Origin of the sequence: Planktothricoides raciborskii GIHE-MW2, from assembly GCF_040564635.1 — a bacterium.
Taxonomy (GTDB): Bacteria; Cyanobacteriota; Cyanobacteriia; order Cyanobacteriales; family Laspinemataceae; genus Planktothricoides; species Planktothricoides raciborskii.
The window spans coordinates 3,020,989-3,043,278 of the sequence record NZ_CP159837.1; the positions used below are offsets into that span (position 1 = coordinate 3,020,989).

The 22,290-nt window shown below is 43.1% G+C and carries 20 protein-coding genes; 13 read left to right on the forward strand and 7 right to left on the reverse strand.

Going from position 1 to position 22,290, the window contains the following annotated elements; all coding sequences use genetic code 11:
• Positions 1–132 precede the first annotated feature (132 nt).
• Entirely contained in the window at positions 133–426 is a 294-nt protein-coding gene (locus tag ABWT76_RS12750) for a DUF4090 family protein (RefSeq protein WP_054469974.1), read from the reverse strand.
• A gap of 214 nt (positions 427–640) precedes the next feature.
• Between ABWT76_RS12750 and ABWT76_RS12755 the strand changes: the two genes are divergently transcribed.
• The 3 genes from ABWT76_RS12755 to ABWT76_RS12765 all read left to right on the forward strand — a co-directional run bounded on the left by ABWT76_RS12755 (position 641) and on the right by ABWT76_RS12765 (position 3,868).
• Positions 641–1,264, forward strand: coding sequence for a hypothetical protein (locus ABWT76_RS12755; protein ID WP_190880818.1), 624 nt, complete (start codon positions 641–643; stop codon positions 1,262–1,264).
• Between the two features lie 196 nt (positions 1,265–1,460).
• Complete coding sequence (locus tag ABWT76_RS12760) at positions 1,461–2,936, forward strand: leucyl aminopeptidase (protein ID WP_054469991.1); 1,476 nt, start codon at positions 1,461–1,463, stop codon at positions 2,934–2,936.
• A 242-nt stretch (positions 2,937–3,178) separates the two neighbouring features.
• Positions 3,179–3,868 (forward strand): hypothetical protein, encoded by a 690-nt coding sequence (locus ABWT76_RS12765; protein ID WP_054469976.1) that lies wholly within the window; start codon positions 3,179–3,181, stop codon positions 3,866–3,868.
• On the opposite strand, the gene ABWT76_RS12770 is transcribed toward ABWT76_RS12765, so the two are convergent.
• Positions 3,820–5,043, reverse strand: coding sequence for a DNA cytosine methyltransferase (locus ABWT76_RS12770; RefSeq protein ID WP_054469977.1), 1,224 nt, complete (start codon positions 5,041–5,043; stop codon positions 3,820–3,822). The genes ABWT76_RS12765 and ABWT76_RS12770 overlap by 49 nt on opposite strands.
• Before the next feature lie 143 nt (positions 5,044–5,186).
• Here ABWT76_RS12770 and ABWT76_RS12775 point away from each other — a divergent pair, with 143 nt between their 5' ends.
• The 4 genes from ABWT76_RS12775 (at position 5,187) to ABWT76_RS12790 (ending at position 6,670) form a co-directional block, all read left to right on the forward strand.
• Positions 5,187–5,357 (forward strand): hypothetical protein, encoded by a 171-nt coding sequence (locus ABWT76_RS12775; protein WP_190880816.1) that lies wholly within the window; start codon positions 5,187–5,189, stop codon positions 5,355–5,357.
• A 500-nt stretch (positions 5,358–5,857) separates the two neighbouring features.
• Positions 5,858–6,091 carry a hypothetical protein gene (locus tag ABWT76_RS12780; protein ID WP_054469980.1) on the forward strand — a complete coding sequence of 78 codons (234 nt, stop codon included), beginning with the start codon at positions 5,858–5,860 and terminating at the stop codon, positions 6,089–6,091.
• Positions 6,084–6,467 carry a type II toxin-antitoxin system VapC family toxin gene (locus ABWT76_RS12785; protein WP_190880812.1) on the forward strand — a complete coding sequence of 128 codons (384 nt, stop codon included), beginning with the start codon at positions 6,084–6,086 and terminating at the stop codon, positions 6,465–6,467. The genes ABWT76_RS12780 and ABWT76_RS12785 overlap by 8 nt, the downstream gene beginning before the upstream one ends.
• Before the next feature lie 17 nt (positions 6,468–6,484).
• On the forward strand, positions 6,485–6,670 hold the full coding sequence (locus ABWT76_RS12790; protein ID WP_190880810.1) for a hypothetical protein: 186 nt from the start codon (positions 6,485–6,487) through the stop codon (positions 6,668–6,670).
• 1 nt (position 6,671) lies between these two features.
• Here the strand turns inward: ABWT76_RS12790 and ABWT76_RS12795 are convergent, their stop codons facing one another.
• Complete coding sequence (locus tag ABWT76_RS12795; protein ID WP_190880808.1) at positions 6,672–7,580, reverse strand: GTPase; 909 nt, start codon at positions 7,578–7,580, stop codon at positions 6,672–6,674.
• Positions 7,581–7,769: 189 nt separating this feature from the next.
• Here ABWT76_RS12795 and ABWT76_RS12800 point away from each other — a divergent pair, with 189 nt between their 5' ends.
• Complete coding sequence (locus tag ABWT76_RS12800; protein WP_354636210.1) at positions 7,770–9,188, forward strand: NB-ARC domain-containing protein; 1,419 nt, start codon at positions 7,770–7,772, stop codon at positions 9,186–9,188.
• Between the two features lie 414 nt (positions 9,189–9,602).
• On the opposite strand, the gene ABWT76_RS12805 is transcribed toward ABWT76_RS12800, so the two are convergent.
• The gene (locus tag ABWT76_RS12805; protein ID WP_354636211.1) at positions 9,603–10,457 is read right to left on the reverse strand and encodes a Uma2 family endonuclease; all 855 of its coding nucleotides are present in this window, start codon (positions 10,455–10,457) and stop codon (positions 9,603–9,605) included.
• A gap of 640 nt (positions 10,458–11,097) precedes the next feature.
• Here ABWT76_RS12805 and ABWT76_RS12810 point away from each other — a divergent pair.
• The 3 genes from ABWT76_RS12810 to ABWT76_RS12820 all read left to right on the forward strand — a co-directional run bounded on the left by ABWT76_RS12810 (position 11,098) and on the right by ABWT76_RS12820 (position 18,018).
• Positions 11,098–15,573 carry a hypothetical protein gene (locus tag ABWT76_RS12810; protein ID WP_354636212.1) on the forward strand — a complete coding sequence of 1,492 codons (4,476 nt, stop codon included), beginning with the start codon at positions 11,098–11,100 and terminating at the stop codon, positions 15,571–15,573.
• Between the two features lie 157 nt (positions 15,574–15,730).
• Positions 15,731–17,347: an iron uptake porin gene (locus ABWT76_RS12815; protein ID WP_190880855.1), complete on the forward strand. Its 1,617-nt coding sequence runs from the start codon at positions 15,731–15,733 to the stop codon at positions 17,345–17,347.
• 101 nt (positions 17,348–17,448) lie between these two features.
• Positions 17,449–18,018 carry a hypothetical protein gene (locus ABWT76_RS12820; RefSeq protein WP_190880857.1) on the forward strand — a complete coding sequence of 190 codons (570 nt, stop codon included), beginning with the start codon at positions 17,449–17,451 and terminating at the stop codon, positions 18,016–18,018.
• Positions 18,019–18,500: 482 nt separating this feature from the next.
• Here ABWT76_RS12820 and ABWT76_RS12825 read toward each other — a convergent pair whose 3' ends face one another.
• On the reverse strand, positions 18,501–19,250 hold the full coding sequence (locus tag ABWT76_RS12825; protein ID WP_354636213.1) for a Uma2 family endonuclease: 750 nt from the start codon (positions 19,248–19,250) through the stop codon (positions 18,501–18,503).
• A gap of 880 nt (positions 19,251–20,130) precedes the next feature.
• Here ABWT76_RS12825 and ABWT76_RS12830 point away from each other — a divergent pair.
• Together ABWT76_RS12830 and ABWT76_RS12835 are read left to right on the forward strand one after the other, a co-directional pair.
• Complete coding sequence (locus ABWT76_RS12830; protein ID WP_190880916.1) at positions 20,131–20,415, forward strand: hypothetical protein; 285 nt, start codon at positions 20,131–20,133, stop codon at positions 20,413–20,415.
• Entirely contained in the window at positions 20,412–20,834 is a 423-nt protein-coding gene (locus tag ABWT76_RS12835) for a putative toxin-antitoxin system toxin component, PIN family (protein WP_190880918.1), read from the forward strand. The genes ABWT76_RS12830 and ABWT76_RS12835 overlap by 4 nt, the downstream gene beginning before the upstream one ends.
• Positions 20,835–20,919: 85 nt before the next feature.
• Here the strand turns inward: ABWT76_RS12835 and ABWT76_RS12840 are convergent, their stop codons facing one another.
• The gene (locus ABWT76_RS12840; protein ID WP_190883205.1) at positions 20,920–21,681 is read right to left on the reverse strand and encodes a hypothetical protein; all 762 of its coding nucleotides are present in this window, start codon (positions 21,679–21,681) and stop codon (positions 20,920–20,922) included.
• 37 nt (positions 21,682–21,718) lie between these two features.
• Entirely contained in the window at positions 21,719–22,285 is a 567-nt protein-coding gene (locus tag ABWT76_RS12845) for a hypothetical protein (RefSeq protein ID WP_190880922.1), read from the reverse strand.
• Positions 22,286–22,290 lie beyond the last annotated feature (5 nt).

Genomic DNA, 22,290 nt, shown 5'->3' on the forward strand with positions numbered 1-22,290 from the left:
AGCACTTTGCGGATTTATGAAGTACAAAAAAAACTGTCATTCCCGCCTGCGCGGGAATCCAAAAAAACTCTGTAATCCAATGAAAACCGCTATATTGATTCGGTAATGGTCTAATTTAGGAAAAAATTAGATTTATTTACCACCGTAATAGAATAAAATTTCTTTTTCCTTTAACGGGGCAAAATCCGCTGAAATCAGCATTTGATTTAGTTCCTCTTGGGGAATATGTTTGGCGCCAATGCGGACAATCCGAGAACGCATGGTGTTGCTCACTCCACTGCGTTGACGGTTGCCTTCTAAACCCATGACTTGATGGTAAAGGCTGAGTTTAGCCGCTGGAATGGGACTGCCATCTAGGTCGATTCCTTGGGCGATCGCCTCATCAACGGCATCAGCCCCAGTAGTTTTCCGGTCTTCAGAAGACATGAATTATTACCTCTAAATTTATTTGACAATTGGTAAAAAGCTAGACTATTGAGAATGCTTTTTTACCAGTTATTAAATATTATAGACAACACCGAGCACTTTCACGGATTTTTAGCAAATTTATTTTTATCTCTGTGTTCTCTGTGTCTCTGTGGTAAAATTTTATAGTTAATAATCTATAGAAATATCTTATCATATTTTGGTCTTTTTTCCTATGTCTGGAACAATTTTACCTGAGCGGGTTTTACTGCAATGGACGGCGATTCCTGAACCGCAGAGAAAATATTTTCTGATGCCATTAGTTTTGGCAATTGTGGTTTTGGTATTTTTACTGGTCAATATTTTTATGGGAAAGACTGGCTTTCCCGGATTTACACCTTTTTTAAGCGCGGCTTTTGCCTTGTTGATTTTATCCACTGTGGCATCTGCCCAATATTTTAAAGCATCATTTGAAATTCGCCAACGGCTAGATGGGACGCGATCGCTCGTAGTTCGGGAACGGTTTCAAATATCTGAGTATTCTTGGCCGTTAACTCATCAAGTTTTCTATTATATGAATCCGATTTTTACCGGCAGAACTGTTCGCGAAGCCCCGGTGCTTTTACTCCATTTATGTAATGAATCAGGGCAATGTTTGGTGGTTTTAGAAGAAGAACTGGGATATCTCTATCAACCTCCCGCAGGCTGGGCAGCGGTGGATGGGCGATCGCGTCAGATAATTCCTCCGGGAGCAAAAATTTATCTGAGTTTTGGCTTGCGATTATTAAATCTGGAAAAGCTCAAAGAACAACTCGATCGCCTAGCGGTCGCTTTTCCCGATGAGCCGAATGATTTCTAAAGTTTCCAGGGGTTTCGAGTAGTCATCATCCCCAGATGCATAATTGTACTCAATATTTTGTTACAGTTTATAACGAAGTGTTGTTTCTGCCTGAATGGGAAAATTCCCGATTGGCATAGCATAATGCATCGTTTTTTGGCACGTCAGCCAGATAAAGATGTCATAGGAAACAATGGTCTACAAAGAAGGATTGGTTATGAAATTTAACGCGATCGATACGCCACGTTTGGATTGGTCAGGAGATGCCCTCGCCATTGGCTTATTTGAGGAACAGGTGGAATTAACCGGCGATTTAGCTGAGTTGGATCAAAAGTTGGGCGGCACTTTAGCCGAAGTGATTGCCGAAAATGAGTTTAAAGGCAAAGAAGGCAGCAGCGTGGCAGCCCGCGTGGGTGGGGGTAGCGCCATTCGCAAAATTATCGCTATTGGTTTGGGTAAGCAAGATAGTCTGAAGTTGGATGGGATCCGTCTGGCGGCTGGGGCGGCGGCGAAAACCGCTAAAAGCCAAAAGTGTAAGACTTTGGGGATTAGCTTGCCAGTATTTGGGGATGCGGGGACTACAGCCCAGGCGATCGCGGAAGGGGTGGAGTTAGCCCTGCATAAAGATAGTCGCTTTAAGTCCGAGTCGGAAAAGTCTAAAGAGTCTAATGGGGAAATCGAACAAGTTGACTTGCTGGGGTTCGCGGGTCAAGATGCGGCGATCGCCCTGGGACAACAGATTGTGGAAGGGGTCAAATTAGCGCGGGAACTGGTGAATGCCCCGGCGAATACTTGCACCCCAGTGACAATGGCGGAAACTGCCCAGGCGATCGCCTCTGAGTATGGTCTGGAAATCGAAATTCTGGAACAAGCTGACTGTGAAAAATTGGGCATGGGCGCTTTTTTGGGAGTGGCTTTAGCCTCGGATTTGCCGCCGAAATTTGTTCATATTACTTATAAACCTGAAGGAACTCCGCGCCGGAAATTGGCGATCGTGGGTAAAGGTTTGACCTTTGATTCTGGTGGTTTAAATATCAAAGTCCAAGGTGGTATTGAAACCATGAAAATGGATATGGGCGGGGCGGCAGCTACTTTTGGGGCAGCAAAGGCGATCGGTTTAATTAAACCGGATGTAGAAGTGCATTTTATTTCTGCAATTACGGAAAATATGATTAGCGGTCATGCCATGCACCCAGGGGATATTCTCACCGCTTCCAATGGCAAAACTATTGAAGTCAATAATACCGATGCCGAGGGACGGTTAACTTTAGCCGATGCGTTGGTATTTGCGGATAAATTAGGGGTAGATGCGATCGTGGATTTAGCCACTTTAACCGGCGCTTGTGTTGTGGCTTTGGGTGACGATATTGCTGGTTTATGGAGTCCCGATGATGCGGTAGCCAATCAGCTATTAGCCGCTGGGGAAAAAGGCGGGGAAAAATACTGGCGGATGCCGTTGGAAGACAAATATTTTGAAGGCTTAAAAGCCCTTCATGCGGATATGAAAAATACTGGCCCCCGTGCCGGTGGTTCGATTACTGCCGCCTTATTCCTGAAGCAATTTGTGGACAAAACTCCTTGGGCACATTTGGATATTGCCGGTCCCGTTTGGACTGATAAAGATAAAGGGTATAATCCTGCCGGTGCCACGGGTTTTGCGGTGCGAACTCTGGTGAATTGGGTCTTGGGTTAATTCGGTAAAATATACAGGGTTTTGCCGATAAATAGAACGGTGTAGGGGCGAAGTATGACCGCAGATATTTCTAGGTTAAAATATTAACCTTAATACCGGAATGCTTCGCCCTTGGCTTCTGCTTTGAATCAATAACATATATGCGGTTATGCTTCTCCCCCTACACCCTATAGATATCTATGGTCTATTCAAGATAAAAATTCCATAAGTCTGAAAAAAATACTGTAATACCCAGAGACAAAATGACTGTTCAAGACGATCGCCGTGAAAATGAACTGATTACTTTATTTCAACTAGAAAAGCCGGCTAACGCTACTCGTAGCGGAACGGATGCCATTTTAAATTTTGCCAATCAGCAAATTGCCTTTGAGTTGAAATCCACCACCAAATCATCTGTCACCACCGTTCGAGATTTTAGCCCTGACCATATAAACAAATGGCAAGGCAAACATTGGCTATTTGGCTTTTATGAACCTGGAGGAAAAACCATCAAATACTGCTTGTATGGATCTCCCAAAGCAATGGCTCCTTGGATCCAGGAAAAAGCCGCCTATATTCAGTTAGATTATCAGCTGGCTGATCTGCTTCCAGAACTCATCACTAAAGAGGTTCTCTATCAAATGCTCGGTCAAAAAGAACTGTACTCAATCGAAGACGCTCGCCAGCTACAAAAAAAACAATATTCTATGCAGCAATATCGCGATAAAATGGATATGGAAATGGGCTACTCTCCAGAAAGAATGCTTTCTATTTTGCAAGATAGATGCCGATATTTATTACAAAGAGGTTCTACGTTAAATAATCCTCACATTCCGGATTCATATTTTCATGGTTGGGAGCGCATCACCACCAACCATGCTCAAAGGTTACGAGAATTAGTCCGTCAAGAACTACTTAATAACGCCTCAGCCACAGATACCGCCACCCAATAAGCCATTGGTGGGGGAACTGCATTACCAATTTGCCCTAAAGCCATATAAACTGCCCCATAAATAGACCAAGACTCTGGAAATCCTTGCATTATTGCACAGTCAGGAACCGATAGGCGAAAATGACCATTTTCGGCCACAAATAAATGGGCTTTTTCACGAGTTGCTGCTACTCCATTCGGCCAAATTTGTAGTTTTTCCCAAACCTTTTGGGCAGACACACTACTTAATATCGATGTGGTATGACGCGGCCCGGTTAAACCACTGCGAATTGTTGGCGCTAACCCATCAAAGCCAATATCTGGTAATCCCAACGCTTCGCGGACTCCCATGCAGCGTTTTTTGACAAAATTTTCCTGAGATATTTCCTGAGATATTTCCTGGGATAACAGATTAAGCTGAATTGGTTTATGAGCATTATTTGCTGGTAAATCTTGCCAAGAGTGAGTTGGCTGCGGTCGCTGGTAGTTTGCCGCGATTTTCTCATCTCTAAACCCCACAAATAAAACCCGCTTGCGGATTTGGGGAATGCCAAAATCAGGAGCAGATAAAATAAATTTTATTAAATGATATTTTTGAGTCAAAGGAAGTTCTATGACTTCTTCAACATATCGCTGAAACTTTTTTCCTACCAAAGCTGTGACATTTTCCGCCACAAATGCTCGTGGTTCAATTTCTAAAACAGCCCGGACAAATTCTGGGAACATATCCCGGCTGTCCGCTTGACCTTTTTGGCGACCCGCTACCGAAAATGGCTGGCAAGGTGGCCCACCATGCAGCACATCAACTAACCTATGATAGGGACGCCAATCTATTTTGGTGACATCGCCATCTTCTCCAGAAAAAACTTGCCAATCCGGGCGATTTTGCTTTAAAGTTATTGCCGCATCTGGGATAATTTCTGATGCAGCAATATGGTTGAAGCCAGCGCGATCAAATCCTAAATCTAATCCGCCACCTCCACTAAATAAGGAAAGAGCATTTAACCCGTTATTGGCTAATTTTGGCATCAGAGTTTTTGGGTTGAGTTTGGGTTGATTAATCGGATGAATCGGAGTTTGCCCTTCTCCTCGCAAGGCTTTGGCTTTGGCTTGACTCGATGCCTGGGAACGCTTTCGATAAATTTCTCTTTCTGCTTCCGTAATGTTCCAGCCTTGGTAAGATGAATTTTGTGTCATTTTATATGATTTCAAGTTCCGGCTTTAGCAAATCTAAATATCTAGTCTTTAAGATTTTATCCGATTTTATATTAACTTATGCGACGAAAATGTTTAAAATTGGTTATAATAAGTTCTATCTTCGCACAGACCAGGAGATGAAGATGCAAGTCAGAGATATGACCGTTGAGCAACTGCGCGACTTGATTCGCCACACTGTTGAACAGTGCTTAGAAGAATATTTTGGCGATCCATATGCCGGTTTGGAAGTTAAACAAGAAGTGAAACAGAAATTACTAGATTTACCAGATTGGACATCGCCGAGAAATTTATGATTAACTGAAGCGCGATCGCCGGTAAAAAATGCGATCGCTTTCTCACCCCGATGCTAGGACCCGCGCATTTCCGCCGATAAGTTATCAGTTAAAATCAAATATTTACTGCGGAAATGCTTTGCCCCTACAGATATATGTCGGTGAAAATATTAACCTTGTAGGGGCAAAGCATTACGGCAGATATCTATTGCTTAAAATATTAACCTTAATACCGGAATGCTTCGCCCAGATATTTATAGGTGAAAATTTTAATCTTAATACCGGAATGCTTCGCCCAGATATTTAGGGGCGATCGCGCCATCACTCCGATAGAGTAAGAACCCGCGCATTTCGGTAAATAAGTTATTGGTTTAAACCCAAGATTTACTGCCGAAATGCGCGGACCCCTACAGGAGGTTATGTCATAAAGGCATATCGCAGGATGAAGATGGGCGATCGCTGTCTTTTAAAGACAGAACTATTGCTATAATAATAATGATAGCCAGAAATTGATTATAGTTATGTCTACTTATCAGGAGCTACTAAGTCAAGCTCAAAATTTAACCCCTAATGAGCAAGATCGTCTGTTAGAAGACCTAACCGCACTCATTCAGCAACAAGCTACAGTCAAAACGCGGGACGAGCGTCAAGAGTTGCCAACTCAACCAGATTTAGATCGATGGTTTGGGTTTTTGCCTCAGCGCGTGGATCCGGTTGAGTTTCAGCGTAAGCTAAGACAAGAATGGGATGAGTAAGAAATATCTACTGGATACCAATATCCTGATTTATTACTTTAACGGAAATTTAGCAGTTAAACCTGTTTTTGATGAGATTAAAAATAGCGTGGCTCAGGGATTTTATTGCCCGATTAGTTGGATAGAATTACTTTGCTACTCGGCGTTAACTGAGGATGAAGCGAATTTAATGCGTGATTTTTTGAGGCAAATTAATCGGGTATCCTTGACAGAATCCATCTTAGACTTTGCAACTAAAATTCGCCGAGATCGCGTCAAATTAGCCGATGCTCTCATAGCTGCTTGTGCTTTGGTTCAGGGATATATATTGGTGACTCGTAATGTTGATGATTTTAAGCGCATTGATGGGTTGAGTATCTTGAATCCATTTAATTGAGGCGATCGCGCGGAAAAATGGGCGATCGCGTCATCACCCCGATGCCAGGGCGAAGCATTTCCGCCGATAAGTTATCGGAAAAAACCAAAGATTTATGGCGGAAATGCTTCGCCCCTACAGGTTGTTTTATCTGCGATAAAATGCGGCGGTTTGTGCTTTGGGGAAAGGAGCGATCGCTTTTCTGCCAAATTGTGGAGAGATAATCTAATCGACATCTTTTTTTTCAGACAACCAACATCCTATGAGAGTTCCTACTATTCCCCCTCCAGAAAAGCCTAGGATTAAAGGAGCGTTGACAATTGCTGTCACCGTCATGCCAATGGTAATGGTTATTCCTGACGACTGAATAACTGCCTCAATAAATTTTTTCCTAATAATTGATTTTTGATATTTATCAAAAATAGTCCGCTGGCTTATGCTATCAGTTAACATTGCTAGTAAGGCAATAGTACCTTCTTTAGACACTCTTTTTACTATGGCTGTGAAAAAAAATCCTAGCCATTCCTTCCCATCAGGTGTTGTTTTACTGTGATTATCTATTGCCACGGATGGTATATTATACGCTATATTAGAATCATATATATAATGTTTTATGAGTTCTTTTTTGATGAGGTCGTGAATTTCTTGTTTTCTCTTATCCAATTTCCTTTTATAGTCTGAAGCTTTAACATGATTAGCAAAAGTAAACACGATCGCAGTGTTTTCCCAAATACTATTGCCTAATGCCTCAGAAATAATCTTGATAACTTGCCGATCTTCCTCTGGTCTGGTTTCGTCCAATCTTGAGACATATAACATCGCGTGAGGATTCCTAACCTTAGAACGAATCATTTCTATATATTGTTGATCGTTGCCACTGCCATCGCAGAAACCAGGAGTCTCAAAGATAGTTCCTTTAACCCCATTCATCTCAAAGTCATGCCCAGTAACCTCGGCTGTTTGTGGTTCATCGTCATTAACTGGACAGAGTTCTCGATCTAGTAATGAATTTACCGTACTAGATTTTCCCCATCCTGTACCACCAGCCACAAAAAAAACCAGCCGTTTGTTGCTAACTTCTGCTACCAATTTTTGAACAGCTTCCAGGAAAAAAACTTGCAGTTGGTCACTCATAGTATTTTTGTATTTTTTTGGTGAAAAATATTAATTTAGCTAATGACAACCCAACAATAATTTCTAGTATAAGAGAGTAGTCCACAGGGGAAAGTATGAAAAGTACGAACAATAGTCACCCCGTAAAAGTACGAAAAGTACGAAAAGTATGGTAAACTCAGGTAAAGTTTAGGATGAAGTCGTTATTTTATGGATGTTGAGGATATATTAAAACAAGCCGAATCTCTGGTTTTTGCTAAAACGGGGAAGAAGCTAGAGCATTTACAAAAAACTGTCCTCAAAGGTACTCTTCAAGGTCAAACTTATCCAGAAATTGCCAAGGAAAATGGCTTTAGTGAAAGTCATGTTAAAAATGTCGGACATGAATTATGGCATACTCTCTCATCAGCATTAGGGGAGAAAGTTACCAAGTCTAACTTTAAATCTGTATTTAAGAGTCTAAGAATAACCAGTCAAAGAAGTAATAGTAATAATTTTACTCCAGCAATTTCAGTAATCTGTCATACTAATCCGACGATCAATAATATTAACATTTTTACTGACCAAGAGCGATCGCCCACATCTTCCCAATCCTCCCCAGACACACCACCTGAACCCCAGATAAACTTAGATGATGCACCGGCGATTCTTACTTGCTACAGTCGCACCACCGAACTGAACACCCTAGAACATTGGATAGTACAAGACCGTTGCCGGATTGTGGAACTTTTGGGCATGAGTGGCATCGGCAAAACTGCGCTATCTCTCCGGCTAATTGACCAAATCAAAATTAATTTTGACTATATTATCTATCAAACCCTTTGCTTTTCTCCCACCCTAGAAACTACCCTCACCAACCTGCTAGAAAACTTCGGCAAAACCACAGAAATTCCCCAACAGCTTGAAAACAAAATATCCCAACTCTTCAAATATCTCCGCCAGCATCGATGCTTGATTATCCTGGATGACGTGCAAATGCTGTTTAGCCCAGGAAAATTAGCCGGGGAATATCAACCATCTCTGGAGAATTATCCGCTATTTTTCAAACGAATTGCCGAAATAGAACACTCCAGTTGTTTCCTATTAATTACTGCTGAACAACTCCAAGAATTTACCCAGTTGAAAAAAGGCGATCGCGCAGTTCGCTCATTAGTATTAGGTGGTTTAGGCATTGCTGCAAAAGAAATATTAAAACAATATGAATTATCCGATGAAGACCAGTGGGAAAAGCTAATTAATCTCTACCAAGGTAATCCTCTTTGGTTAGAGATGACTGCGATGATGATTCAGGACTTATTTGCCGGGAATGTTGCTGATTTCCTAGAATATAAAAGCTTGATTATTTGCGACGCTTTGAAAGCAGCAATCCAGCGACAATGGCAGCGATTAACCCCACAAGAACAGGCGATTATGATTGAGTTTACAGCGCTTGATGCGCCAGTCAGTTTACCGCAACTTGGCCAAAAACTTAATTTAGCGGATTCCGACTTATTAAATGGCGTGAAATCTCTAAGACGACGGTTATTTTTGGAGCATATCCAACGGGAAAAACAAAGATTATTTCAGCTAAACCCTGTTTATCAACAATATCTAAAAGAACAAAACCCAGAAATTTGCGAGCGCTCGTAACTCAATCCATCTCAAAATAAGGCATCAGCCACGGATACCGCAACCCAATAAACCATTGGTGGTCGGCGACAATAGCGGAATCTTTGATTCCGCTATTGTTTTTTTCTATCTACCAGACTTTTAGCGCTTTCATGGTAAATTTCCCAACTCCTCAATAAGCTGACTCGGAGTGATACAACATACTCACGAGTAAACCACGCCATAATGTAGAGACGATTCGCTTTCTCGCCTCTACATTATGTATTTTGTCTGTGGTTGATTAATTCGCGATCGCCAATTATGGCAGTCAGGTAAAGGCCGATGTGAGGGTTTGTAAATGGTGAAATCTCAGGGTTAAGATCGCGATCGCCCCTGTTCTAAAAATGGCATTTATCAGGGCGATCGCTATTTCATTGATGAGTTTAATCGAGAATTTTAATCGATTTCTTCTGGATTGATTCCCATTGCTCGTAACCGCTGGGCTAATTTTTCCGCCCGTTGGCGTTCATTTTCCGCCCGTTGGCGTTCATTTTCCGCCCGTTGGCGTTCGGTTTCTGCCCGTTGGTGTTCAGTTTCCGCCCGTTGGCGTTCGGTTTGGGCTTCTTGTTCCAGAGTTTTAATTTTCGCTTGTTCCTGCTTAATTAATTGCTCCACTACCGGCGGATTAAGTAATTCTTGCACCGATAAATCAAGCTGGTCAAACTGCTCCGAAACTATTGAAATATCTTCGCTAAAATCAACCCAGCTATATCCTTCTTCCTGAGTAGTGGCAAACACTCTCACTCGTTTCTTTTGGGGGTCTACGATCCAATATTCGGGAATTTCTGCCAGTTCGTATTCGCTCCGTTTAATGATATAATCATCTCGGCGATTACTGCTGACAATTTCTACCACTAAAATCGGCTTTTCCGCAAAGTCTAAAACCCCAGCACCCGGACGCGAAATCACTTCTTGCCAAACACTTTGGCTACAAACTACTACATCAGGAATTCGCGATGAATTTTCGGCGGTGCGAACGCCCGTCCCTAAAGAGTTGGCGACTAAATTCAAGTTTTTCTCAGCAAAGTAGCGCTGTAACTTGTAAATCAGAAATTTGCAAATATTGGTATGTAAGTGACTTTGTGCTGGCATTGGTATGAGTTGACCCCTGAATAATTCATAGAGAACGTCCGGTTCTCCCTCGTAATCGAGATATTCGGCAAAAGTTAACTTCGGTTCAGTTGACGGCTGTGCTTGTTCTGGAGGTTGCTCGATCGCCACCTCGGTTACTCTTTCGACAGCTTGAGTCATAATGCTAGACCTCTCGTCGCGATCGCTTTCTCTGAATATTTTAGCTAATTTATTATGGACTCTCCGCAATCAGTCGTTATTTCTGAAATCGTTACCTCTTCGATATCAGCTTTAATCGCTATTGTTGGCAATATGAGATTTTTTAGCGGGGAATATTTCACAAAAAATCAGGTAAGCGATCGCCTACCTGATTAATCAATCAGAAACCGGGTTTATTTAATACTTTCTCACACAAACGGGGCAATTATGCGGAGACAATATAATTAGAATTCACCGCAGTCAAAACCCCAGAATTAACCAAAGCTTGATACACAATTGCCACCAGGGAATTTGGGCGCGATCGCCATTATTTATTGCAAGGGATCATTTTTCACATTTAGTCACACTGGTGGGAACAATTGGCAAATTGTCAAGAAATCAAGACTTATTTTTTGCCAAAGATAGCGGGATTGCGTAATGCCTCGGAAAGCAAGTATTTATCGGGCTTACGTTATTGTTTTGCCTGCATACAAAGATTCGCAAAATGTTAAGAATTAATACAAAAATACGCCCTAGGGAACTTTTTATGATTCAGACGATATATAGTTGAAAACCAATTAGCCCAGCCCGTAATCATACTCAAGGATAATGGAGCAGAAACATGGATAGTTTTGCACTGCTGCCAACGAGCGAAGTCACTCCGTTAGATTTTCTCGATCCTAATCGGACAGTCAATCCTACCGATTCGATCGCGGATCTGCCTATGGCAGATCCGCGATCGAATTTTGGCGCCGAATTGGGGTTTGATAGTAATTTATACTTAGGCCATCTCGATTTCGCGGCAAAAACGAGCAACGATCTATTTTCACCTTTGCCAAGGGGCGATCGGCAAGTAGGAAATTTAGAGGATTTATTCGCAAGTGCCAAAGGGCAAGGCGACGGGCAAGAAGACCCGATAACTGGCGCCGAGGAAACGCTACAGCAGGCGCGGGGAGTTGCGGAAAGTCACCTGGCTAATTTTGCCACAATCGCAGATTTTGACGAGAAGATGAATCTGGCGTTTGGGGAAAGTCGGAATGTTGCGGCGACGGAGGCGTTGGCGAAGGCTTGGGAAACGGGAGATTTTAGCGGTATTCCAGAGATTGAGATTCGTCCCACGGTGGAAATTAATGGGGCTTTGGGGGCATTTGCCGGGGAAGGCAATAAGATTTATCTTTCTCAAGAGTTGCTGGAGGAAGGTAATGTTGGAGCGGTTGCCAATGTTCTGTTGGAAGAAATCGGTCATGGAGTAGATTGGCAGATTAACGTTACAGATGCCTTTGGAGATGAAGGGGCAATTTTTTCGGCAGTAGTTCGAGGAGAAAGCCTGAGTGGGGCAGAGTTACAGGCGTTAAAGGCTGAGGATGACAGCGCGACTGTTTGGTTGGATGGACAATTGGTGGCGATCGAGCAGGCAGTAAACGCTCCCTACTCGGACGCTGGCGGCCCAGAGGGGGACACCGCAGACATCAACTTAGGAACAAAACAAGGAACGGTCACTCTTTCCTACGAAACCTTTACAATTCCTGACAGACTACAGCTTCAGTACGAAGGAAACGTAATATTTGACTCTGGTTTTGTCGGTACAGACGGCTTCAGGACGGTAAAAGTACCCTTCAGCGGAAACTCAGAGGAAATAACATCAGTTCTAACCGCTAATCTGGACAATCCAAATACAGAGTGGGAATACACCGTAGATGTTGATGGCTGTGCGGATACAACTCCTTTGAACATCGAAGTGGTTGGCGGTAAATTCGAGGATACTGACGGGGATGGCGATTGCGACGCTCAGGGAACCATCCTGATTGGACGAACTGGACAAAATGGAATTCCTCGAATGCTCAGGGTTGAAGGAGCCACTGCGGAATACGACGACAAGAGTCTCAGAATAACGGATGGAACAGTTTTTTCTGAAATTGGCAATGTAGCCGAGCCTTTGTTTCGGGGCAACTTTGAAATTTCGTTTAACACGGCGGTCACATCCTCACTCCAGGAAACCGGAAGCTTGCCAAATGAGTTTAAACTTGCTGATTTGGATATTGATTTTAACAGTATAAGTCTGACTCCAACTGGAATTGGTTTAGGTTCTGTATTTAAACTGCCTACAGATTTAGGCAGTTTTGATATACAATTACCCGCACCTGACACTCTGTTTATTGATAACAATGGGTTACGCATTGGTCAAAGCCTTAAGTTGGCTTCAAACAAAAATCTCAAAGATTTCAAATTGTTTGGTCAACTTACAGTCAAAGAGCTTTCAGATTTATCCCTAGAGTATGTAGCTCCAGAAGACAAGCTGAAGCTTCAAGGAAAGCTTGCTTTAGGTCTTCCTGATAACCCTCTCGGAGTTTCTGAAGTCGTTGCCGATCTTTCTGGCGATAACTTTATTCAAATTAGCGAAGATGCTAATGGAGATGGGTTGCCAGAAGTCGGAATAAACGGAGCGCTTACCATCAAGAGGGATATCGATTTGAAGAAAGGGTTCGGACTAAAAGACATAAGAATCACTTTCAACAACATCAGCAGAGAATTTGGAGGTGGTGCTACTTTTAAACGCTTTCCAGATGGGCTAGAGATAGGCGGTGATTTTCAGGCCACCTACGATCCCTGGGATATTAAATCAATCTCTGCTCAAGTGGACAATCTCAACAAACTTATTCCTGACACTCCCTTATTCCTTCAGGGGGGAACAATTAAATTAGATAACCTCGATCCATTGCAGCGTTTCTCAGGAAAATCTAACCTTCCTAATATTGAATTAAATGGGGGCGCTAAAGTAACACTTGGTCCTCAACTCCCCAATCCGGTAACAATCCCACTGCCTGGGTGGGCTGGTGGAGATGTTAATTTATCCTCTCTTGCTGAGATTAATGGGGACTTAAAGTTAAATTTTTTTGATAGTGCTAGTGTCAAGGGGGAAGCAAAAATTTTAGGTGGACTACTAGGAAGCCAAAGTCGAGAAATTGAAGTTAATTTCAAAGATCAATTTGTTAAGGTGACAGGTGGCTTTTCGGCACTTAACGGCTTACTCACACAAGAAGGCAGTGTCAAACTCACGTCCAAAGGGTTCACCTTAGCAGGTAAAGCAAGCGTTAAGTTTCCTGAGTCTATTCCTTTTTTAGGCACGAATGGCAATAGTTCTTTTTCAGGTAACTCCGTTCTCGAATTCAGTAATGATAGCAATTTGTCAAATGATTTTGTGGCAGCTTGGAGAACTGTAAAAGCCGAAAAATTGACAGCGGCTCCTGACCTATCTATTACAACGGGTATCAAAGTCTTCTTTAATGGAAAGGTTGAAATTTTGACGAGAGACTTACCTCAAACTAATAGTTTTACTGTTGCTCCCGGTACACAGTGGATGGTAATGAGTGCTGATTGGGAAAATCCTGCTGCTAATGCACCAGTTCAGGTGAAAGCTCCAAATGGTACTATTTTCAACGAGTCAGACTTTGCTGCTAACAACATTGCGATTGTTGATGACCTTACTGACTCTACTACTAAAGGGGTTATCGTACTCAACCCAACTCCAGGCATTTGGGATCTTAACGTGGCCGATCCTGCTGGTCTAGGGCAAGTGCAGTACACCGCTTTCCGGGACTCCGAAGCTCCTACTATTGAGGTAACGTCTCCAGCTACAGATGTCAGTGGTGGGCAGGTAGCTATTAACTACAACGCCTTTGATGCCGACTCAGAAGCTGAGATTGCCCTGTTCTACGATACTGACAACGAAGGCTTTGATGGCGTACTAATCGCTGACGGACTTCAAGAGACTGACGGAGCAGGTAACTTTGTCTGGAACACTGAAGGCTTACCGACAGGCGATTATTACATCTATGCGATGGTCATGGACGAAAATAATCCTCCTGCCTTCAGCTATTCTCCAGGACGGGTAAGCATCACCGAAGAGGCGGATTTATCTGTCACTAAGACCGCAAGCGCAGATCCGGCAACCGTCGGGAATAATTTGACTTATACGATCGCAGTCACTAACAACGGAGCTGTAGAATCCAAGGGAGTAACGCTAACAGACACTCTGCCCGAAGGCGTAACCTTGGTTTCTTCAAGCATCCCGCCCGCGACACAATCGGACAACACCCTTACCTTTGACCTAGGCAACTTAGCCAGCGGTCAAAACGCAACAATAGACATTACTGTTGCGCCAACCACAGAGGGACTCATTACTAACACCGCAAGCGTTACCAGCCGCACCTTCGATCCAGACGCGACCAACGACGTTGACATATTAACAACCACAGTTGACGCAATCCCGGTAGAACCGACCGAACTCTCAGTCTCTAGAACTGACAGTCCCGACCCGGCTAACTTAGGAGAAAACTTTACCTATACTCTTACGGTTGCCAACAATGGCACCACTCCGGCTACGGACGTGACCCTCGCTGAGAGCCTACCGTCGGCAGTAAACCTCGTTTCTGCAAACGCAAGTCGGGGAACTACATCTAGCGTAGCTGGCGGTCTATCTGCTAACTTAGGCACTCTTAGCAGCGGCGAAATCGCCACGGTCGATATTACCGTCAACCCGATCGCTGCTGGCAACCTAGTCAGCACTACAAGCGTAGCGAGCAATGAAGCTGATGCCAATACAACCAACAATTTCCTAATTCAAAGTCAAACCGTTAATCCGACAGGGATTGCTCCCGCAGACCTGGAGCTAACCAAAACTGTAGATAATCCCAGTCCTAGCACCGGCGACCTAGTTAACTTCGCTCTTACCCTTACGAACAATGGGCCTGGAGTTGCCAGCGGTATCCAAGTTACCGACCTCCTACCTCCCGAGCTAACCTTTGTATCTGCCGCATCCAACCAAGGCAGCTACGACCCGAGTACGGGGGTGTGGGACGCGGGCAATCTCCGAGATGGTCTGAGTACCCCTCTGACTATTACTGCTATCGTCAACTCCGGCGGCTCCATTACCACCACTGCTGAGATAACCGCTACTGGTCAAGCCGACCCCGATTCTACTCCGGGTAACAACAATCCCGCTGAAGACGACCAAGCCTCTGTGTCCCTCAATGGGTCTGGCGGATCTCGGGAATTCAAAAACATATTCGGCATCGGCGACCCGCCGATCGTTATCTGAAAAATTTACTCTTCTGGCCTCCCCCTTTTTAAGGGGGACGGGAGGGGGATCCTAACCGAATTGCCGTAGGGGCAATCCCCCCGTGGTTGCCCCCGATCGCCCGTCACCCCGGTATCGCAAATCAAACGTTGATTGTAGTGTGAGGAAACAAATCCCAATGTCTCAACCGATCTCAAATCTCATCAGGGTCGCCTCCGTCCCCGCAGCTTTAGCAATCAACCTGCTAGTCTCAAATCCCACCCTAGCCTCAGAAATGGCTCAACTGGGCGACTCCTCCGAACCGCTCGATCGCATCAACTTTGTCACCGACCTCAGCGACATTAGCCCCACCGACTGGGCTTACAGCGCCCTACAAAATCTTGCCCAACGCTACAATTGCCTCTTAGCCTACCCAGATGGCACCTATCGCGGCAACCGAGCCATGACTCGCTATGAATTTGCCGCCGGTTTAAACGAATGTTTAAATACCATCCAAGCTCTGATCCAACAAGCCGGTTCCGACATCAACTCAGACGACATCGAAACCTTGCTGCGTTTGCAACAAGAATTTACCGCCGAATTAGAAATATTACGCAATCGAGTCAATGCCTTAGAAATCCGTACTGCCGAACTAGAAGCCAATCAATTTTCCACCACCACCAAACTCACCGGCGAAGCCATTTTCACCCTGACCGATGCCTTTAGTTCTAACGACAATAATCAAACCGCCTTCCAACAGCGCGTCCGCCTCAACTTTAACACCAGCTTTACGGGTCAAGACCTGCTGATTACGCGATTGCAAGTGGGCAATAGCAGCCCTTTAAATCTAGAAAGTACCAACAAAGGAGTGGAATTTTTTACCAGTACCAGCGAAGGTTTCCCAACCAATCAAGTCTTTGGCGATACCGAAAATACAGTTACTTTAGACACCCTACAATATCAATTTTCCCTCAGCGATAAAACTAGGATATTCATTGCCGCCAATGCTGGCATTTGGGATGACTTTGCCCCCACCCTAAATCCCTTATTTGAAGACTTTGATGGCGGCAGGGGTTCTCTATCTGCGTTTGCCCAAAAAAACCCGATTTATCGTCTCGGTGGCGGTGCCGGTTTGGGGGTCAATATTACACCAAATGATGATTTTCAACTCACCCTAGGTTACTTGGCAGGGGAAGGGTCAACGCCCAATTCCGGTGATGGTCTGTTCAATGGAGATTTTTCCGCTTTAGCCCAACTAACTTGGCGACCAAATAATAAAATTGGCGTCGGTTTTACCTATAACCACGCTTACTTTGGTGCCGGACGATTTGGGTTTGATAATGGGGGCGGTCATTTAGATAGTGGAACCCTGCCTTTTGCCGGAACCAGTGTTGCCAACCGCGTGGGAGCAACCAGTGCCACCAATAGCGATTCTTTGGGATTCCAATTTGCCTTAGCAGTCGCTCCCAAATTGCAAATTAATGGTTGGCTTGGTTACACAAAAGTGAACCTGCGCGATCGCGATTTGGACGGGGATATTTGGAACGGCGCCTTACTTGTGGGCTTACCGGATTTAGGCAAACCGGGCAACCTTGCGGGTTTGGCGATCGGCATCCAACCTTATCTGACTAATCTTGACAATTTCAATCAAGAATTTGAGCAAGATCCGCCGTTTCATGTAGAAGGATTTTACAAATTACAAATGACGGAGAATATCTCCCTAACTCCTGGATTTATTTGGCTGCTATCCCCCAACCAAGATGCCGATAACAAAGATATCTTTTTGGGAACAGTGAGAACCACCTTTACATTTTAAATCGCCGGTGAAGTTGGTGATCTCAATGGCAAAAATTGTGCGATGACCGAGTAAAGCTTGACTTTCAAGACATATCTATCTATTCTGAAAGGAAATTGACAATGAAACTGAAAATTGGATCTAAATTAACCGCTATCTCATCTGCCTTATTAGTTGGCTGTGCTTCAATCGTCAGCGGACCATCATGGTTAGAAATGGAAACCAATCCAGCCAATGTTGATGTTACTCTTGTGGGCGTAGAAAATGGCAGTGAAAAAAAGTTGGTTACTCCGTTTAAAGTCGAATTAGATCGAAGCACTGACTACAGATTAACCGTAGAAACCGAAAACTACCGTTCTGAAGAAATTTACATCGATCGCAAAATCAACGGTTGGTTTTGGGGGAACATACTCCTGGGGGGTCCGCTTGGGATGGTGATTGACTATGCCACTGATAGTATGTGGAAACATAATCAGAGTTTAATCGCTTTAGATTTAACCAGCCTGAGTACCGCACCCGATGAAATTGAGTTAAAGGTGCCAGTAAAACTAGAGTATCCTGATAGTAGCTATGAAACAGTGTTCTTGCCGATCAAATTTTACAAAAAACAACCCGGTCATGCAAACAATGTCACCTGCCCGGAAATAACCATAGAAGCGATCGAATCGCGGAATCCTAATTGCAAACTGTAAACAGAATAACTAGAAGCCAATTCTTCTGAAATAGAATTGTCAGAAGCAGATTCTTTTGAAACAGCAGTTCAAAAATCAAAGGATTCTAAATAGTCTTTAGTTTCTAAAGACTAAACAAAGATAGAATTTGCCTGTAACAATAGCGGAATCTTTGATTCCGCTATTGTTTTTTTCTATCTACCAGACTTTTAGCGCTTTCATGGTAAATTTCCCAACTCCTCAATAAGCTGACTCGGAGTGATACAACATACTCACGAGTAAACCACGCCATAATGTAGAGACGATTCGCTTTCTCGCCTCTACATTATGTATTTTGTCTGTGGTTGATTAATTCGCGATCGCCAATTATGGCAGTCAGGTAAAGGCCGATGTGAGGGTTTGTAAATGGTGAAATCTCAGGGTTAAGATCGCGATCGCCCCAAATAATCTTGTTAAACTAATAGGAGGCGATCGCTGTTATTTAGTGAGTTTAATCGATAAGTTTAATCGATTTCCTCTGGATTGATTCCCATTGCTCGTAACCGCTGGGCTAATTTTTCATTGCGAGTTTCCAGAGTTTTGATTTTCGCTTGTTCCTGCTTAATTAATTGCTCCACCACCGGCGGATTAAGCAATTCTTGCACCGATAAATTAAGCTGGTCAAACTGCTCCGAAACTATCGAACTATCTTCGCTAAAATCAACCCCAATATATCCTTCTTCCTGAGTAGTGGCAAACACTCTCACTCGTTTCTTTTGGGGGTCTACAATCCAATATTCGGGAATTTCTGCCAGTTCGTATTCGCTCCGTTTAATGATATAATCATCCCGGCGATTACTGCTGACAATTTCGACTACTAAAATCGGCTTTTCCGCAAAATCTAATACCCCAGCACCCGGACGTGAAATCACTTCTTGCCAAACACTTTGGCTACAGATTACTACATCAGGAATTCGCGATGAATTTTCGGCGGTGCGAACGCCCGTCCCTAAAGAGTTGGCGACTAAATTCAAGTTTTTCTCAGCAAAGTAGCGCTGTAACTTGTAAATCAAAAATTTGCAAATATTGGTATGTAAGTGACTTTGTGCTGGCATCGGTATGAGTTTCCCCCTGAATAATTCATAAAGAACATCCGGTTCTCCCTCATACGCGAGGTATTCTTGGAAGGTTAAGAGATGTTCGGTTGACGGCTGTGCTTGTTCTTGAGGTTGCTCGATCGCCACCTCGGTTACTCTTTCGACAGCTTGAGTCATAATGCTAGACCTCTCGTCGCGATCGCTTTCTCTGAATATTTTAGCTAATTTATTATGGACTCTCCGCAATCAGTCGTTATTTCTGAAATCGTTACCTCTTCGATATCAGCTTTAATCGCTATTGTTGGCAATATGAGATTTTTTAGCGGGGAATATTTCACAAAAAATCAGGTAAGCGATCGCCTACCTGATTAATCAATAAAAAATCGGGTTTCTTCAAAAACCCGGTTTCGTCGAAGTTACCCGGTTTTTTGAATACTCACACAAACGGGGCAATTATGCGGAGACAATATAATTAGAATTCACCGCAGTCAAAACCCCAGAATTAACCAAAGCTTGATACACAATTGCCGCCACTTCAGATGTAGCTGGAGTTAATGACGCTAACTTCTCCTTGGGAAACCTAGGCCGGGTAAACAATTGCCGCCACTTCAGCCCGGGTAATCTCCCGCATATAAGCTGGATTAAGTTGGGATAGTTGACGATGATTTGTTTTTCCGTGGCAGTAGCAATTTCATCGGTGGCATAGCTGGGAGAATAGCTGCAAAAAGACTCAGTTTACGAAAGATAGAGACTTTATTTTAAAAATTGTTCTCCGGTAGTAGGGGCAATTCCTCAAGGCGATGGTTGCCCCTACTATCGATCGTCTCAGTCAAATATTAAAGCGATCGCTACGAACTCATCCCCATGCAAGGGCGAAGCATTTCCGCCGATAACTTATCAGTTCAAACCAAAGATTTACTGCGGAAATGCTTTGCCCCTACAGGTTGTTTTATCTGCCAGAAAATCCGGCATATCGCGCTTTGGGGAAAAGGGCGATCGCACCCCTAATCCAGATTGAGAAATGCTCTATACTATAATAAAAATCCAGAATCTTCCTATGCAAGTCTATAAACTCAAGGGAACCGTTGACCGATTTGGAAATTTAATTATTAAAGAACCCATTCAACTGCCACCAGGGGAAGTAGAGGTGCGTCTACAGTCAATAGAATCTGTGGATACGTCTGCATCAAAAATTGAAATGGATATGACAAAACCCGATCGGCAAGTTGAATGCAGCGTTCCCATCTTAAAAGAATGGCTAGAGTTGACCGAACCTGCCCCCCCAGATTTTGATGATGACCAAGCCAAGTGGGACTATTTGAAGGAGAAATATAACTTGTGAAAGTTCTCATAGATACCAATATCATTGTTGATCTGGCCTTAGAACGACAACCCTTTTATCCTGAAAGTGTCCAAGTTATATCGCGGGTTTACCAAAAACGGATTTCAGGCTATCTTTCTGCTTCCACTATTAGCGATATTTACTACATTATTCGGAAACAGAAAGGGCGAGAGTTAACTCTTGATTTTTTAAGACGAATCAGAACGCTCTGCCAGGTGGCTACAGTTAATGATGCGGCGATTGACATCGCTTTAAATGCCGATCAGTTTAGAGATTTTGAAGATGCCATTCAGTATGGAACTGCGATCGCAAATCAATTGAATGCAATTGTGACTCGGAATCCCCAAGATTTTCCCGTGGCGAATTCTAGAATTATCACTCCGAGTCAGCTTATTGAGGAGTTGGGAAATTTACCATGAAAAATACAAAAATCTGGTAGATAGAAAAAACAATAGCGGAATCTTTGATGCCGCTATTGTTACAGGTAAAGTCGATCTTTCATAGCTACGACCCAGATATGCATGTGGTTGCTGAAAAAAGTCCACCAGCACACAGTTGTAACTCTTTTGCCCCCTCCGACACATCAAAAATACCTACTTGGACATTTTTACGCGTTGAACCAGGCAAAATTCCGTCAGTGAATTTAACAACCTTCTGTCCGTCAAAAGATTCATTGAGCGATTGATTGAATGTAACCATAACATCTGCTGTCTTATAAGTATTGCCTTCAGAATCCTTGACTTCAATCGACATACTATGTTGTGGCACCTTTGTCTCCTTGGAATTGTTTTTAATATCCGCATAGACAACCCATAGCTTTCCAGCCACGTCTGCTTGCCTCGTGTCGCCTTCATAAGGTTTGATCTTGACGTTAGACAATGTGAAGTCGGCAGTTGAAATACTGGTTACTTTAGGCTCTTGCTCGTTACTCGTCCCCTCAACTGGGTTAGCTAGATCATTCTGGAAGGTGGAACCTGTAGAGCTAATATTATTAGAAGGCTCTGGTGTTTGATTTGAAGCTAATAAGCTGGCGGCAATAAATCCAATAATAAACAATACTATCTTGATTTTTACAGTTAGCTTTAAGTTTATTCTATTGGCTAAAAAATCATTAAACTGGGGAATAAATATTAGACCTATTACCATGAAGATAATGCCTACTGAAAAGCTTTGACTCGCCATCCCCAGTCCAATTAAGAAAATAACAGCGCCAAAAATAGCACTAATCACAGCCAAAACTTGTTCTAATATTTTTTTCATATTCATCTGACCTTTGCACAAAAGATATTGATTGGTTTGATTTCTAATTATTTCTGGGTCTTAATACAGGTTCAAATTGATTGGTAAAGCTTAACCATCGATTAATTTTTGCGGAAGTGTCAAATTTGAGAGTGGGTATATTGACAATTTGATTAACTGGCAATTGTCCTGATGCTCTCATTCGGGTAATTAATGTTGCTTCCGGTAAGCCTAAACCATAAATTTCTTTAGCATTATGCACTGTTTCACAAGAAATAATATAGCCTCCTAAATCCAGCTTACCTTGATCGGCTTTGTATCGCCAAGTAACAGCCAAGCTAGAAGACCTGTTATCACCACATTCTAAAAGCATTACTTCAAACATTTTCGCAATATGCCTATCTCGTTTTTGCATTAAGCTGCCTTCTTGGAGCGGATAATTTACATCTGGATCGGAAACAATTAGCTCGGCAAAATTACCATAAACATCTGTAAACTTGATTTTTACAGAAAAGAGTTCTTGAGCTTTTAATATAACCGTAAAGCCCAGATTGAATATGATTAAGCTTGTCAGAAACAAGCCACTATATAGATAGCATATTTTTTTTGACGTAACTTCAGGAATTTTCATATTTT